The sequence below is a fragment of the Rhizobium sp. MHM7A genome, assembly GCF_005862215.1.
GTDB classification, from domain to species: domain Bacteria; phylum Pseudomonadota; class Alphaproteobacteria; order Rhizobiales; family Rhizobiaceae; genus Rhizobium; species Rhizobium bangladeshense.
On the sequence record NZ_VCHT01000022.1, the window covers coordinates 24,164 to 39,746 of the forward strand.

Sequence of the window (15,583 nt, forward strand, 5' to 3'; positions counted from 1 at the left end):
CAGGTGCCAGCTAGCTTGATCGCGAAGTAGTCGCACTCAAGTACCGTCCTCCCGCTAACAAGATCTGAGAAGTGACGATGAAACGCAGCCAAAAAGAGAAGATGCTGGCAGGCGAAATGTACAACGCAGCGGACCCCGAGATCCAAGCCGAGCTGCTCCTCACCGGGGCTTGGTTGAAGCGGTATAATGACACGCTGGGCGACTCCGCCGAGCGGTGGAATGCGCTCCTTTTAGAACGATTGGGAGCAGTCGGGCTTGGAGCGGTTATTCGTCCTCCGTTCCACTGCGATTACGGGTTTAACATCCGGATCGGAGCTTGGGTCTACATCAATTACAACTGCGTCATTCTTGACGTGGCAGCGGTAACTATCGGTGACGGAACCGCAATTGGCCCTGCTGTGCAGATTTATACTGCGGACCATCCACATGATCCAGAGCAGCGCCAGGCTGGACTGCAGTTGGGACGGCCTGTCAGCATTGGCAGGCACGCCTGGATTGGCGGTGGAGCAATCATTCTCCCGGGCGTGACAATTGGCGATCACGCTGTCGTTGGCGCTGGTAGTGTGGTCACGCGAGATATTCCTGCAGGAAGCACGGCCATGGGAAATCCAGCTCGGGTCAAGGCTGGTGGACGCTTGCCGAAATCATAAAAGCAGGCGTTGGGGTAAATCCGGCGGTAAGGGGTAGTTTCTTTGCTTGTGCGAACGGAACTTCTGGGCCGCCATGGCCCTTGCGGTTCCAACTGTCGGCACTTTCAATCTGACGCAAACCTCTTTGCAAATGCGGCTGGGCAGCCCTGCTGACCGATTCGTGATCACGTTTGCATGCAAAGGGGCAATTACGACTTAGGGTCAACCCGCAGACCCATACCGCTTCACCTGCAGAAAAACGAATTGCCTCCGTGCACATGATGAAAGACAATTGGTCGTGCCGAATGACAGTAAGCGGTGCCTTGACCCCACCTTCCGGATCAGCGTGTGATTGTTGATGTTGTTGCCGAACGAGGCTTCGACATATGACGATTACAGGATTTACGCATGGCACCAGTGAAGATGTGCCGTTGCAACGGTTTGAGGTTTTCACGGGAACAGGCCGTCGCCGCGACTGGAGCGACGAGGAGAAGGACCGCATTGTCGCCGAGAGCTATAGCGGCGAGATGTCGGTCAGTGCTGTTGCGCGTCGGCATGGGTTGTCGCCCGGACAATTGTTTACCTGGCGTCGGCAGGTGCGAAGTCAGGCGAAGCAAGACTCGCCGTCAATGTTTGTGCCAGCGGTAATTGATCGTCCGGCAGAGCCACCCCCGACACGGCGAAAGACGATAACGAGGAGCGCACTTCCAATTGCGGCAATCGAGCTGGAGGTTGGCGGCGCGATCGTCAGGATCGCATCTGGCACGGACAGCGCGACCATTGCTGCCGTGAACCAGGCCTTGAAGGCTCAGTCGTGATTGGTCCGTCCGGTGCGGTAAAGGTGATGATCGCCACCAAGCCCGTCGACTTCCGCAAAGGTGCTGAAGGATTGGCAGCACTGGTGAAGGCGGAGATGGGTGCTGACCCATTCTCTGGCACGATCTACGTGTTCCGCGCCAAACGAACGGACCGGATCAAGCTGATCTTCTGGGATGGCAGCGGCGTGCGCCTGGTCGCCAAGCGGCTTGAGGATGGCGAGTTCCATTGGCCTCGAATGCAGGACGGCGCGATGCATCTGACGGCCGCACAGTTCTCGGCGCTGTTCGAGGGACTGGACTGGAAACGCGTTCATGCGCCGAGCGAAACGCGCACGCCGGTAAGGGCTGGATGACGGCCGCGACCATTTGAATCAGCACCATCCAGCCTCTCGATCCGAGCGGTAAAATATGCTGTTCTCGATCCATGACGATAACGGCGGACGAACTTCCGGATGACCTGAACGCGCTGAAAGCCATGGTGCTTTCGCGTGAGGCGGAGAATGCCCGCCTGCGTCAGATCATCAAGGAATTGCAGCGCCACCGCTTTGGTCGACGGGCAGAGACGCTTCCCGAGGATCAGCTTCTGCTTGGGTTTGAAGAAGCCGAGCAGGTCGAAGCCGACGGACTGGAAGAGAAGGAACAGGCTGCCACGGCTTTTCGCCAGTCGCAAGTTGCCAAGCGGCGCACGAACCGGGGCTCGCTACCAGCGCACCTGCCGCGCATCGAGGTCGTGGTCGATATCGATGACCACGCCTGTCGTCGACGACCTGCTGCCTTGGGTCTACGCCGCAACGCATGAACTCAAAGCCGTGGCCTGAAAACAGCGCTTACTAATGACATGCGCGCGGCATGTCGTCGGCAGATACCAATTCCTGTTGGCTCGAACATTTTCAGAGGCAGGCGCCCAAAACCCGGGCGAAGCTTATCATCGACACTTTGCAGAAGGCACCATTCACCGCATACAGCGTCAATCGACCCTACTGAGGGAGTCGCATCCATATCGTGGATGATAGCTATCGCAATAATCAATTTTACTAATCTGTTTGGATTTAATAGCACCCGCTGGAGGACACGCACCGAGCGGCGTCCGCCTTCCTGATTACCGGTCGGGGGCTCTTGGGACATGGGTGACAAGCATGTGTGGGATTGTTGGCATAGTGGGACATAAGCCCGTGTCGGAGCGGCTGATCGAAGCCTTGGAGCGGCTGGAATACCGCGGTTATGATTCAGCCGGGATTGCTACGATCTTCGAGCGAGAATTGCACCGACGCCGTGCAGAAGGCAAGCTCGGGAACCTTAAAGCGAGATTGAAAAAAGAGCCCCTGAGCGGCACTGTCGGCATCGCCCACACCCGCTGGGCGACCCATGGCGCACCGACAGAATGCAACGCTCACCCCCACTTTGCCGATGGCGTAGCCGTTGTTCATAACGGCATCATCGAAAATTTTTCCGAGCTGAAGGACGAATTGGCAGAGGTAGGGGCCAAGTTCCAGACCGACACTGACACCGAGGTGATTGCGCATCTCCTGACAAAATTCCGTCAGGATGGCATGGGATGCCTTGAGGCCATGCATGCCATGTTGAAGTGCGTCAAGGGCGCATTTGCTCTTGCCATCCTGTTTGAGGATGATCCAGCGACCATTATGGTGGCGCGCAATGGACCACCATTAGTGATAGGCCATGGCGATGGTGAGATGTTTTTAGGTTCCGACGCGATCGCTCTTGCTCCCTTCACCAACGACATCACATATCTGAACGATGGCGATTGGGCTGCTGTAGGCAAAACGAGTGTCCAGGTTTTCGATACGGAAGGCAACGTCGTTACGCGCCCACGGCACATATCGCTTGCTACCGCAGACCTGGTCGGCAAGGGCAATCACCGGCATTTTATGGAGAAGGAAATCTACGAGCAACCCGAGGTCATCGCCCGTGCTCTTGGTCACTATATCAATGTCAACGATAATCAGGTCAATGCCATTGCAACCGACATCGGTTTTGGCAGGGTTGAGAGCCTCGCAATTTCTGCCTGCGGCACTGCATATCTAGCGGGGCTCGTTGGCAAATATTGGTTCGAGCGCTACGCACGGTTAATGGTTGAAATTGATGTCGCCTCTGAATTCCGCTATCGCGAAATCCCGTTGTCGCTGCGGTCGGCAGCGCTCTTCATCTCTCAATCTGGTGAGACGGCTGACACGCTTGCATCGCTACGCTATTGCAAAGCACAAGGTCTGAGAGTAGGCGCTGTCGTCAATACCGCAGAATCAACTATTGCCCGCGAGGCAGATGCCATCTTTCCGATCCTCGCCGGGCCAGAGATCGGCGTTGCTTCTACCAAGGCATTCACCTGCCAGCTTGCTGTTCTCGCTGCACTAGCCATCGGCGCAGGCAAGGCGCGGGGCACAATCACGGACGACGAGGAGCAGGCGCTGGTCCAAAGTCTGGCGACGTTGCCCGGCGTTATGCGACGAGTGCTGAACGACATCAAGCCGCAGATCGAGCTCTTGTCACGGGAATTGTCGCATTACCGCGACGTGCTCTATCTCGGCCGTGGCACAAATTTCCCATTGGCCATGGAAGGTGCGCTGAAGCTCAAGGAGGTTTCCTATATTCATGCTGAAGGTTATGCGGCAGGAGAATTAAAACACGGTCCGATCGCCCTGATCGATGAAAATATGCCAGTCATCGTCATCGCGCCACATGATCGGTTCTTCGATAAGACTGTCTCCAATATGCAGGAAGTGGCCGCCCGCGGCGGCCGTATCATTCTGATCACCGACGAGACGGGTGCGTCGATGTCGAAACTCCCCACCATGCACACCATCGTGTTGCCTAATGTTGAGGAGATTATCGCGCCGATGATCTTTTCTCTGCCGCTGCAGCTTCTTGCCTATCACACGGCCGTCGTCATGGGGGCAGATGTGGACCAGCCGCGGAATCTGGCTAAATCAGTCACAGTCGAATGATTGTGACGATTTAATTCGCAACTCGCCTCCGAGAAAATCCAAGACTTGACCAGACATCAAATAAGTGAGGTCGTATGCACGAACTTTCGCTCGCCGACGTGCCGTCGCGAATTGGCCAGGAACTCGGTAAATCCGAATGGATCACCGTCGATCAAACCACAATCGATCTCTTCGCCGATGCGACACACGATCATCAATTCATCCACGTGCACCCGGAACGCGCAGCAGTCGAAAGCCCGTTTGGTGGCACTATCGCTCATGGCTTCTTGACGCTCTCGCTTCTGTCGGCGATGAACTTCAGCGGCATGCCAAGGATCCGCGAGCAGACCATGGGCCTTAACTACGGCTTAGACCGGGTGCGTTTCATGTCACCGGTTAAGACCGGTAGCCGCGTGCGCGGTCGCTTCGTTCTCTCTGAATGTCAATTTCGCGGCGCAAGCATGCTGGTGACCACTTACGAGGTGACGGTCGAGATCGAGAACGAGAGCCGACCGGCACTCACTGCCAATTGGATCACGATCATTCAGTTTGACCCAAACGACAGGCCTAAAGGAATTTGACGCCAGCCCGCGCCAGTTGCCTGGTCTACGGATAGTACCGCCATGGACCTAGGCGCTTTTTTTGCATTGAGCGTCTGTTTTCCCTTACGAACGCCTATTGCTTTCAGCCGGTTGACTAGACTTGCGCCGCAAGCAAGGCGGCAGACTGGCATCATGCGCGACATACCGTTATCAGCGAGATCACCAGGCTCGTTCAACGTAAATGATTGTTGAAGTAATGGCGGTTACTCATTTCCGGCCGAGCAGATCACCGAAGCCTGTCGCCAACGCCAGTATGTTGACGACAGCACTGTTAACCTTCCTCGAGGGAAGACGCACCGCTACCAAAAGGATGTGACCGCGTGGCCCCTCGCCATGGAGCCATGAAACGGGACGTAATCCTGCTAAGGCCCTCAACGCGGACTTTCACTAAGATGGAATTGCTTCGCGGCCCTGTACAGAAGAGGACGCTACGCAGGCGTCGCTCCTGATACCACGCTGGTCTTCAGCAGCAGGGCAACTTCGCCAGCATCTCACCATCCTCTCGACCAGGGTCGCGTCTTTTCGGTTGAACAACGCCGACATTGGACGCACGCGACCGGCCATTGGACCTTGTTCACGGGCCGGTGCATTCGATCACAAAATTACGTCGTTTCTATTTCCGTACTGCGCCACGTTGGAAAAGAGAAGCGCCCCAAGGGTGGAACGCTCCTCGGGTCTTCGAATTAAATGAAGCCGAAATTTTCCCCCGTAAACGAGGTAAGATCTGACATGTCGTGCAGATTGTCGACATGAGCGAAGGCATGCGCGTGGTTCGCGGAATCGACATAGGCTAGTGTCGCACCGTGAGTTTTGCCATCATGACCGAGAGTTTTTTCATCATAGTAGACAATGATGTCACCGCGGGCTTCCCCGTGAATAGCGGTCGCGGCGGCAGAGCTAGACGTGAACCCACGATCTGTGATTACCACAACGTGCTCACCGTGCGCGTTCGCGGCCTTGCCATTGTAGAAAGTGTCCACAAATTGGCCTGGGAAACCCTTCGAGTGGTTGATGAAATTTGCGCCAAACAGATCCCCTTTACCGAAGTGATCGGCGTCCATGACAAAACGGTCTTGCTTCGGGTCGAAATCTTTCACAGTCGTATAGCAGTGCGTTGTTCCAACCATAGGATCGTGGAACCGAAACACGAAGGCGTCAGCGTCTTCGCCGCCAGCCAAAACATCTGCGCCGTCACCAGCCACCAGAGTATCCTTCCCGTCATCGCCGTGGAGCCAGTCGTCGCTCTCGCCGCTATGTGGTATTACGCGGTGCACTTCGAAGGGGTTGAAGGCGGCGAATGAGCCGTCGCTATACAGGAGGTCGTCACCATCACCAGCATGGATAGCGTCTGAGCCATCCCCGGCCCAGATGATGTCATGGCCGGGACCGGCCTCGATCCTGTCGTGTCCGCGTTCAGCCCAAATCAGATCATCGCCGCCGCCGGCTTTGATCCAGTCATTGCGATTGAGTCCATAGATTGTGTCGTCGTCATCGGATCCATTAATAATAAAGGGGCTTTTATCAGTGCCTTTGATCATCATCACATATACTCCTTATGAGGCAGCCGAAGCTGCCAGCACCCCTTATGTTTTCTAAGAGCCTATTAGTGAAATCCATTGATTTGATCCGAACGATTTGAATGATGGATGCTAAAATGTTTATCGTCCGGATGCACTGAGCGCCCTTCGTAGATGGCCGGCAGAATATAAAAAAGGCTTGCGGCTATGACAATCGGCCGCCGAGCAGTGGCAACAATGTCCGCGACACCTCGTTGACGAAGGCGAAAGCTTCCTCCCTCGTATGCGCTGCAGACATAATCTGCAGAGCACCTGATCTTAGGGTGCTTTGCAGATCGGAATCCTCAGCTCCAGGCATGGAGCGGTGGCTTCTCGCCATTCAGGAAATACTTACCCAAAATGGCGTACTTCCAGCGGACCGGGTCGTGCAGAGTATGGGTGCGGGCGTTGCGCCAGTGGCGATCAAGCCCGTGCTCTGCAAGGGTTGAGCGCGTTCCTGCCAGTTCGAACAACTTGTTGGTGGCTGCAATCGCGATTTCAGTGGAGAGGATCTTCGCTTCGGCGGTAACGATCTGGGCTTCCGCAACGGTTCAGGAAGAACAAATTGGCGATGCTGATCACCAGCAGGAACAGCACCGAGATACTGGTCCCGACGACGCCGTTAATGTTGTGAATATCCTCGAGCCGACCGTCGCGTCCTTATGACACGCTTCTCCACCAACGGTGAGCCCAACACGGCGGGGTCGGAGTCGGACGGGCGTCTCACCCATCACTCGCGAGTTGCCCAGACGGTTGAACCGGCCTCGGGATCGGGCATCGCACCGCAGGGTCGGCAGCCGCTCGGCCCCACCCATTGGCTGACCGACGATCATATCACTGCGGATTACAGGCTCCTGGACCAGGAGTTGCAGGGACGCTCTCCGGATCTGGCCGCCCGGACGGGCGCCGTGAATTCCGTCGTGGCATAAGCTCAGCTACAGTCGCGCTTTCGTTGTGCGAGCCTACGTTGGCGCGGCAAATGCCGCCAGCTGGGAAATTAGCCAGAATATATTCGTAAATATAAGTCCGTATGTTTTCCAGTCTTGGTGGAATATCAATGTATTGCCGCTCTTTGACATAACGTAGACAAATATATATTTAAATATATCCTCCGCGCCCCTTGTCTTAAATCAGGCAATTGTAGAGAGTCTGCTTATGAAGGAGGTATGACGATGCTGAAATATTCAAAAGGCGAAGGGCAGTCGCAGTGAGGAACGTCGGGGGCTATGGTCCAGAAGGTAGGGTCAGGGACAGCAGGGACAACGCCCCCCATGTCCCAAAGAGCGTTGGGTCCACACAAGATCCAACGGATGTGATGCGAAACTTGATCCAGTCGAGCGACCTGGCTTTTCTCATGGAAGCTCATGATGCCTTCTCCGCGGCTATCGCGGGTCAGGCGGGGTTTGTAGACCTTTGGCGTCCAGCCCAGAACCGGATGTTAGTTTCGCTCGTTACGGAGTTATATATGTCGCTAATTAAAAGAAAAATCTTATTCGTAGGCGTCTCGACCCTAATGGCATGCGGCGCGTCGGCGGCCGATCTAGCTGACCACAGCGTTCCGAGCGCCCCCTCTTATGACGCACCGGGAACCTTCTCGTGGGTCGGGGCTTACGCCGGTCTTCACGGAGGTGTCGCGGCCTCCAAATTCAACCCGTTCAACAATGATCGCGCCCCAGCGGTGGGCGCTCAGGTAGGTTACAATTTCCAGGCCGGACCGGGCGTTTTCGGCGCAGAACTGGAAGGCTCTTACATGAACAACGAAGTGCGTGTGCCCGGCGGGAGGGTGGAAAGCCGCTTCCGTGGTGCCGCGAAAGCGAAGGCTGGCCTGGGCTTTGATCGCACTTTCGTCTACGGCACCGCGGGCGTCACAACGACCGAGTTCGAGGGCCGCCGCCTCGTATCCGGATCGGACAAATGGAAATCCGGACCGGATAGCTGGAAACAGGGCTACCTCTGCGGTGGCGGCGTCGAGCACGCGTTTTCGGGCGGCGTGTCGGCAAAGATCGAGTACAACTACGTCATTAACAACGCTGTCCCGACCCCGAGCGGAGGCACCAGCTCGAAGTCCGACCTCAACGATAATGTAATTAAGGCGGGCCTTAACTTTCGCTTCTGACGAACTCGTCTGAAGCCTTGAGCAAACCCAAATACCAGGCAACCGCCCGCACGATCGGCCATGCCTCGAAATGCCGGCCCTTGAAATCATCGATCGATTGCCGCTTCAGCTTTTCGGCAATAGCATTCAGAATCGTCGGCTCGCTCCACAACTTTCGGAGCGGCAATCTCTCTTCCCATGGTCAACATACCGTTAAGCGCCGAAATTTGCGACATGCCCCGCTGCGAAGTTGTCAGTCGTCTGCCGTACGGTTCCGAGTGGATGCCAAGCTATAGCGATCGGGCTGATGCACTCGGTTAAATTGACGGCTCGAATTGTTTTTCAGACGAGCGGCGCCAAACGGTTTGCCGACGACGATCCCGCCTGGAAGATGCGCTTTTTGGTTGTATGTATCAAGGGTATCTAATATGGTTTTCAGAGTTTAGCCGCCCACGGAACTGGGCACTCACTGCTTAGATGTGACGACGTTAATCTTGCGCCGAACCGGGAGGTTGTCGTGAAGGAAGAATCCTCAGCGGTCTCGAATCTGGTGTTCGATTTCCTGTCAGAGTCAGCCAGTGCAAAGAGCAAAGACGATGTGTTACTCTTACTTGGAAAAATTTCACAATATTTCGGGTTTAGCTATTTCGCGATATCCGGCATCCCCTCGCCTCCGGAGCGAATTGATCCCTATTTCGTTTTTAGCAATTGGTCCGCCGGGTGGTTTGATCGCTATCGTGAAAACAACTATGTCCACGCCGACCCCATAGTGCAGCTTAGCAAGACATGTGATCACGCATTTGTTTGGTCGGAAGCTCTGCGAGATCAAAAACTCGCTCGGCAGAGCCGTCGTGTCATGAATGAGGCACGCGAATTCAAGTTGATTGACGGCTTTAGCGTTCCTTTACACACTGCCGGCGGGTTTCAATCGATTGTCAGTTTTGGAGCGGAAAAGGTGGAGCTCTCAACCTGCGACCGAAGCGCGCTCTATGTGATGGCGGCTTACGCGCACAGCTTGCTCCGCGCCCAAATTGGGAATGATGCCAGTCGAAAAGTTATGGCCTTACCCATGATCACAACGCGAGAGCGCGAAATCATCCATTGGTGTGCCGCAGGCAAAACAGCAATAGAGATCGCAACGATTCTCGGACGATCCCATCGAACCATTCAAAATGTCATTTTGAACATCCAGCGAAAGCTCAATGTGGTTAATACACCTCAAATGATTGCCGAAAGCTTTCGTCTCAGAATTATTCGCTGAAACATGTGGAGTTTTCGGGCACTTCAAAGATTGGGCCTATTGGATCACGACAGCCATCATGATCTGATGGTAGCCCGTTGAAATGCAGAGCTAAATTTGCGCCTGAATTGATAGACAGGCGCAACACAGTTTTCGGTAGGTCGAGCAGACAGGATCCATTGGGTGGCTGCGAGGACGTGTTTTGAATTTGTTTCCTCAGAAGTCGTCCAATGACCACCTACCGCCAGACGGCCCCCCCGAATTGACCAGTCGCGTCTTTTGGGGTGATCCCCGACAGATCGCAGTGGCTGGCATTTTCTGGTCGGGCAGCTTGGATTAGCCGCGCACTTTTGACCGGAGCATTTATCATGCAATACGCGTTAAAGCGTGCGGGTAGCCCTGGCAATGTATTCGCCAGGTTACCATTTGGTCTGCAGTTGACGCTTGCCCCCTCCAAACGTCCGGATGGATCCACGGGCTCACCGCTGAAGTCGCATGTTTTCCCGGTTGACGTACCCGGATTTCCAACCGGGCCGGCAAGCGTGACGCCGCGGATCACAACGCCAGTTTCTACGGGCTTCGCCGCGACCTTGCCTTTTTGGTGCTCCTCAGCCGCGGCTCCCTGCGCGAAGGTGACGGTCAGGGCGACAGCAGCTAGGTATCCGAAAGCTCTCAAAGTAGCAGTCATTAAGCTTCTCCTCTTTTGCCGGCCGGCAAGATGTCACTTCCGGACCGATGTCTCCGAATCGAATGAAAGGATCTGCGACCCTTTCAAGTTACCGAAACTTGATCAGGTAGTTCACGGCCACGTTCTTGGGACGCGTCTCAAGAGCTGTGCGTGCCGGATTTTCCGGTGAGCCTGTCGATTTGCTTGAAATGGAAGTTCCGGCGGCACTCCCCTGTTGCGAAATTCCCGCCGGCGTCGTTATCTCATAGGGATGCGCATGAACTTGCATAGCATCGCATTGGAGGGACCCAACAACATTCGCAACATTATTGCCGGTTGGATCCAGCCGTCGTTTCGCGTCAGGGTCCATACCGGCACCGGCATCGAAACCACGCAGGAACAACCCACGGTAGTCTGGAATCCGAAATTCCAGATCGGCCGTAGAATTCCGCTCTCCATAGAGTCCGCCGAGAACGGCGTAGAGTTCTGGATAGGCGGTTGCCCTGAGATAGCGTCCATCGCAAAGCATCCATCCCTGGGCTTCGACGTAGCTGATAGGAGCTTCCGCATTTGTACCCGCAGCCACGCCAGAGCTTGCGCATGGTGTGTTGCTCCAGATTGTATTGACCGAGCTCGAGAAGGGGGCAACTTGCCCCGCAAAGGGACAGACCGCACCGATTGGAGGCCCTGCAAACATCTTTGGTTCCTCGGTCAAGATTGATGCGTGAGGGAAGGAATGCCAATTATCAGCAACAACAGGTACTCCCAAGCATCAGCTCCGCCCTGACGGGCGGAGCTGATGCCTATTCACCTTGCCATCAAGCCGGGTTGATATCCCAGGTATTGTCCTCTTGGAGCACGCCTACGAGATTGAAGACGGCAGAGGGAAACTTGGCTTCCCTGGTCTGGGTGATCGTGTCGATACTGAGCACCGAGCCGATATTCACATTTGTTCCCGCCGCAATCCAATAGCTCGGAGTCGGCGTGAACGTGTGGAGCAGATTGGTGCCCGCTTGTGCAACATAAGTTCCCGTTCCGGACATGCCGATGCCCACGGAGAACCGGTTGTTTGGCACATTGGCAGCATCGTTAATGACCAGTGATCCTGCAGGATCACCCTTGATCGGCGCGGTCAGGCCAGGTCCATCACTTAATGAAAAAGTAGTGGTGTTTCTCCCGCTGGGGCTGCAGTCCTCCACCCCGGAGGAAAGAAAGTCCACGCCAGGAATCAGTTGTCCCGTGTCGCTCCAGACGAAATTATAGGCGAGCTCCCAACTGAATTTGATTTGATTGCCAACCCGAATTTTATACGGAGAGCAGAACCATGCCAAAGAGAAGACATTGGCAACAGGTTGAGGCATCTTTTGATAGACATAGAAGGTCCAAGGTTGCGCCGATCGGTTCTTCAACAGCAACGAATATTGCGTTCCTTGGGCAAGCGCCGCGCTTCCCGGCTGTGATGCACGGGCATGATCCGTCATTTCCTTGTCTACGTAGCTGACATGCAAGGACATTTGATTCTCCCTTTCCGCTGATTTTCTGTCTTCACGCCAGGACTGATCCAATCGTTTGGACCGCTTCTTTGCCCAGCTCCAACTGAGGCGAGTGTTATTGGAGACACCAATTCAGCTATAAGTATTTCTGGGTGACGTAAATGAGTAGATATACTCCCTGACAGACTACCATTAACCCATAGTCATGCCCCCGAGACCCGGGACGGTAAGAGCGGTCGAAGCCTATTTGGTCGGTAGCAGATAAGCACCGGCCGAGATGGGTTTCTAACGCAATCACATCAAACGAAAAGCGGCCTGAGAGCCGGCTCGATCGAGCCTTTAGGGGTCTTTGAGCACACCGATGCTCTGCAAATTCACTCTAGCGGCACGAGATATTGGCATTCTAAACCCGTTGGCCGATCTTTCCGTTGCCGCCATTTCCCATGCCGCGCGAGATTGTTTGATTTAAAACCATGGTAGCGCGACGAACGACGTTAAACATCCGCGACCTAACTCAGAAATGAGTATTTCTACTCATTTTGAAGGACAGAAAGATCGCGCATAGTGATCCCCGGGGGTCAGAAACGATGATGAAGATTTGCATTGGGGACTCTCGGGCTAACGCCGTAATCATGGAGAAAATCTGGCGATTTCGACACCAGCAATTTGTGGAGCGACGTGGGTGGCAGGCATTACGCAAGAGTGACAGACGGGAAATAGATCAGTTTGATCACGATTGCGCTATTCATTTTAGCGTTCTCAAGAACGATACGGTGATCGGGTATTCTCGGCTCCTTCCTACGGTGCAGCCACATCTTCTTTCAACCGTCTACCCGCAAATCATGCGGGGCCAAAAGTGGCCAAGGTCGCACGACGTTTTCGAATGGACGCGGTGGGCGGTTGCAAGCGGTGATGAAAAGATTGACGGGGTTCCAGTATCGCGTGTTTTGATGATCGGGTTGATGGAGTTTTGCCGCGTTGCTGGCATCACCTCGCTTATCGGCGAGACGCACCCAAAGCTGATAAACACCTTGCGCGCCAACGGGTGGCAAACACACATCCTCTCAGAGCCTAGCATTTTCGAAAACGAGTTAGTCGTGCCACTCGAAGTCATCCCCTCGTCCGCCCCCCAGACGTTGTAGGCAACTAACTAGCATAGGAAATTCCGCTCGATGTTTGAACCTTACGGCTCAGGAAGTTTTGGTCACCAATTCGCCGCCAGTCCGGCTCATAAGCGCACACAAGTCACCGCCTGGAATTCTTTTGCACAAGCGGTGCTACATCGCAATCAATGCTTAGGTCAGAGAGCCAGTCACGTAGCCGCCCGGATCGATTGTAGCCTAATGATTCCGCAGCCTATGCCACCCTAGAACGGTATGGGACAGTCAGTGTAACTCAGTCACTCGCGTCATTGGCACCCCTTTAAGGGAACGGCGAGGAAAGCAACCAACGGAGAATCATAACATGGAAACGATAACTACCCGCAAGCCCGTTAAACTCATCGGTGGCGAGTTGAGCGTGTTTGCCAAGGCGCCGCGCGTCGGACCGACCCCTTCGACCACAGAAATTGCTGCCATGATCAAGGGGGGAAAACCGGGCGACATGGACAAACTCGACGTCTAAGTCTCATCCGTGTGACCGTCGCCAAGGCGGCGGTCACTGCCCCTTTAGATTTTCATCAACTAGGCGATCACCCATGTTCAAGGGAACGATTGACCGAGGTCATCTCGAGTGCGTGGATGAACCGCTGATCCCGTCGTCATACCCCAACATCTCTATCAAGATCCTGGACCATCCTTTACTCGAAACTTTCCGTTGGGACACCACTGATCAAATCATCCTGATCTGCCGCGAGCGTTCCGCCGAAGCGGGTGGGCAGGTTGTAGCACTCAGGGATTGGCCGATAGAACGAGCACATGATTTCTGTGCTTTTGGGCAATGGCCATTGGACTATCAGACAATTTCGATCAATCGCCATTCCGGCACGGTGACCTTCAGCGCCGGACATGGAGGTGTTGCGCCACTTTATCTGAAGGTCAGCGGTGAGCGCATTGATCTCTCCTGGTCGATAGCGGACTTTTATTCGGGCATGACTCTCGCCGACGTCGACACGGACCGAACTGGCCTGCGTCTTGTCGGGACGCTCCCCTATGCAACAACCACGATGTTTCGCTGTGTTTTCATGCTGACGGAGCGCGCGTCACTTTGCATCAGCAGGACGGGAGCCGTCGAGACGAAATATCCCCCTCCGGCACCGTACTTCATCCCGACCCCGCTTGTGGATGAGGCCGATGTTGCAGCCGCAGCATGCCGTTTGATCGACACCCTGCTGCGTCGCTGGCCCCTCACGCCGGCCCTCACGGCTAGCGAATTCAGCGGAGGATTGGATTCGGCAGTCGTTGCCGCCACTTTGGCGGGGCAGCAACCTGACGCCCTGCAAACTTATGCCTTGGAGGTCGAGGGGCCAGCTCGAAGTCAACAGACTTCGCGGCGCGAAATAGCAATCGAGCACTTTGGCTTTCGCGACCAAACGCTGCGTGTTGACACGATACCAATGGTTCCGTGTGGGTTCGAAGTGAGTAGCGACTACGTCCCCGCTCCCTACAATGCCGATCTGCAGCGGCCCCTCCATCAACTATTGAAGTCGCTCGCCACTGCCTCAGCCCCGCGGGCGGTCGCAACTGGTACAGGCGGTGATGAGTTGCTAATGGCCCATGCTTTCGAGCAAAATCACGAGCAATTCGCTCGTAATATTAGCGATGCATTCCTTCCTGCGATCCTTCCCTCCGCCATGACGCTGGTGCTCAAAAACCGATTGCCCGACTATGCAGCAAGCTGCGATCGGGCACCCTTCCCTATCCTGCCAATCTCGGTACTGGAGGCACACGCCGCGCGTGCTCCTTTGTTTGCGAGCCATGGCATATGGCCAATTAGCCCATTCGCCCAGCCAGAAGCCGTACGATTTTATCGGAGTTTGCCTTTTGCCTGGAGGCACGAAAAGGCGCTGCATCGCCGGATGTTGGAACGGCTTGGATATCCCAAACGGTTTTTCGGCGTTTCTATAAGAGAAAACTTCGAACACTATCTGACCGGCTCGCTGATTATCGGTGCTAGCGAGATCACTAGTCAATTATCCCGTCGTTGCCTGCTGCATGAACTGGGGCTGATCGATGCTGACCGCCTGATCGCCACAATAGACGACATCCGATACGATTCTCCGCTTAGCGAGCTTGGCTTTATCTTCCACGCAATTAACGTTGAACACATGCTTCGGCGAATTGACGGAACTTGAAGGAGATCACCCATCGGGACTTCGACACGCCTGCAATTAGGTCCCTTACAATTCCGCCTGGTGCCGTCGCGAGGCAGATCGTGATTACTCTCGCAATACCGGCCAATAAGACTTTCGATTTCCTTCGCTACAGATAGAACCCGGCCGTCCGCACCTCGTGCACCAATAATCTGAATACCGATAGGTAGCCCCGTGGCGCTAAAACCGCAGGAGACCACACATTCAGGTTGCCCTGTCAAATTTAGCGGG

Annotated in this window: 14 protein-coding genes and 3 pseudogenes; 12 read left to right on the forward strand and 5 right to left on the reverse strand. The window is 55.0% G+C overall.

Annotation, left to right across the window (positions count from 1 at the left end):
* Positions 1-77: 77 nt before the first annotated feature.
* The 6 genes and pseudogenes from nodL (at position 78) to FFR93_RS36785 (ending at position 4,970) form a co-directional block, all read left to right on the forward strand.
* A complete protein-coding gene (gene nodL / locus FFR93_RS36760) occupies positions 78-650 on the forward strand; it encodes a nodulation O-acetyltransferase NodL (protein WP_138396804.1) in 573 nt (190 codons plus the stop codon).
* Between the two features lie 365 nt (positions 651-1,015).
* Positions 1,016-1,447, forward strand: a complete 432-nt coding sequence (locus FFR93_RS36765) for a transposase (RefSeq protein ID WP_138396805.1) — start codon at positions 1,016-1,018, stop codon at positions 1,445-1,447.
* Positions 1,444-1,800, forward strand: a complete 357-nt coding sequence (gene tnpB / locus FFR93_RS36770; RefSeq protein WP_138396806.1) for an IS66 family insertion sequence element accessory protein TnpB — start codon at positions 1,444-1,446, stop codon at positions 1,798-1,800. The genes FFR93_RS36765 and tnpB overlap by 4 nt, the downstream gene beginning before the upstream one ends.
* 71 nt (positions 1,801-1,871) lie before the next feature.
* Positions 1,872-2,192: pseudogene (locus tag FFR93_RS36775) on the forward strand (transposase); the annotation flags it as partial.
* 391 nt (positions 2,193-2,583) lie between these two features.
* The gene (gene glmS, locus FFR93_RS36780) at positions 2,584-4,410 is read left to right on the forward strand and encodes a glutamine--fructose-6-phosphate transaminase (isomerizing) (protein ID WP_138396807.1); all 1,827 of its coding nucleotides are present in this window, start codon (positions 2,584-2,586) and stop codon (positions 4,408-4,410) included.
* Positions 4,411-4,484: 74 nt separating this feature from the next.
* Positions 4,485-4,970: a MaoC family dehydratase gene (locus tag FFR93_RS36785; protein ID WP_138333862.1), complete on the forward strand. Its 486-nt coding sequence runs from the start codon at positions 4,485-4,487 to the stop codon at positions 4,968-4,970.
* A gap of 704 nt (positions 4,971-5,674) precedes the next feature.
* Here the strand turns inward: FFR93_RS36785 and FFR93_RS36790 are convergent.
* Positions 5,675-6,532 (reverse strand): calcium-binding protein, encoded by an 858-nt coding sequence (locus FFR93_RS36790; protein ID WP_138396808.1) that lies wholly within the window; start codon positions 6,530-6,532, stop codon positions 5,675-5,677.
* Between the two features lie 320 nt (positions 6,533-6,852).
* A pseudogene (locus FFR93_RS36795) lies at positions 6,853-7,107 on the reverse strand (acyl-CoA dehydrogenase family protein); the annotation flags it as partial.
* Positions 7,108-7,209: 102 nt separating this feature from the next.
* Here FFR93_RS36795 and FFR93_RS36800 point away from each other — a divergent pair.
* Together FFR93_RS36800 and FFR93_RS36805 are read left to right on the forward strand one after the other, a co-directional pair.
* The gene (locus FFR93_RS36800; protein ID WP_138396809.1) at positions 7,210-7,476 is read left to right on the forward strand and encodes a hypothetical protein; all 267 of its coding nucleotides are present in this window, start codon (positions 7,210-7,212) and stop codon (positions 7,474-7,476) included.
* A 536-nt stretch (positions 7,477-8,012) separates the two neighbouring features.
* On the forward strand, positions 8,013-8,663 hold the full coding sequence (locus tag FFR93_RS36805; protein ID WP_138396827.1) for an outer membrane beta-barrel protein: 651 nt from the start codon (positions 8,013-8,015) through the stop codon (positions 8,661-8,663).
* A 28-nt stretch (positions 8,664-8,691) separates the two neighbouring features.
* On the opposite strand, the pseudogene FFR93_RS36810 reads toward FFR93_RS36805, so the two are convergent.
* Positions 8,692-8,796 (reverse strand): annotated as a pseudogene (locus FFR93_RS36810) (IS6 family transposase); the annotation flags it as partial.
* Positions 8,797-9,159: 363 nt separating this feature from the next.
* Between FFR93_RS36810 and FFR93_RS36815 the strand changes: the two are divergent.
* Complete coding sequence (locus tag FFR93_RS36815) at positions 9,160-9,903, forward strand: LuxR family transcriptional regulator (RefSeq protein WP_131624566.1); 744 nt, start codon at positions 9,160-9,162, stop codon at positions 9,901-9,903.
* A gap of 755 nt (positions 9,904-10,658) precedes the next feature.
* Here FFR93_RS36815 and FFR93_RS36825 read toward each other — a convergent pair.
* Both FFR93_RS36825 and FFR93_RS36830 read right to left on the reverse strand, forming a co-directional pair.
* Positions 10,659-11,318, reverse strand: a complete 660-nt coding sequence (locus FFR93_RS36825) for a tail fiber protein (RefSeq protein WP_131624562.1) — start codon at positions 11,316-11,318, stop codon at positions 10,659-10,661.
* A 49-nt stretch (positions 11,319-11,367) separates the two neighbouring features.
* Positions 11,368-12,063, reverse strand: a complete 696-nt coding sequence (locus FFR93_RS36830) for a protein rhiA (RefSeq protein WP_077988165.1) — start codon at positions 12,061-12,063, stop codon at positions 11,368-11,370.
* Between the two features lie 566 nt (positions 12,064-12,629).
* Between FFR93_RS36830 and FFR93_RS36835 the strand changes: the two genes are divergently transcribed.
* From FFR93_RS36835 to FFR93_RS36840, 3 genes are all read left to right on the forward strand, one after another.
* A complete protein-coding gene (locus tag FFR93_RS36835) occupies positions 12,630-13,184 on the forward strand; it encodes an acyl-homoserine-lactone synthase (protein ID WP_028734672.1) in 555 nt (184 codons plus the stop codon).
* A gap of 322 nt (positions 13,185-13,506) precedes the next feature.
* On the forward strand, positions 13,507-13,665 hold the full coding sequence (locus FFR93_RS41160) for a hypothetical protein (RefSeq protein WP_018484260.1): 159 nt from the start codon (positions 13,507-13,509) through the stop codon (positions 13,663-13,665).
* A gap of 73 nt (positions 13,666-13,738) precedes the next feature.
* Positions 13,739-15,334 (forward strand): asparagine synthase-related protein, encoded by a 1,596-nt coding sequence (locus FFR93_RS36840; RefSeq protein ID WP_138396810.1) that lies wholly within the window; start codon positions 13,739-13,741, stop codon positions 15,332-15,334.
* Positions 15,335-15,583 lie beyond the last annotated feature (249 nt).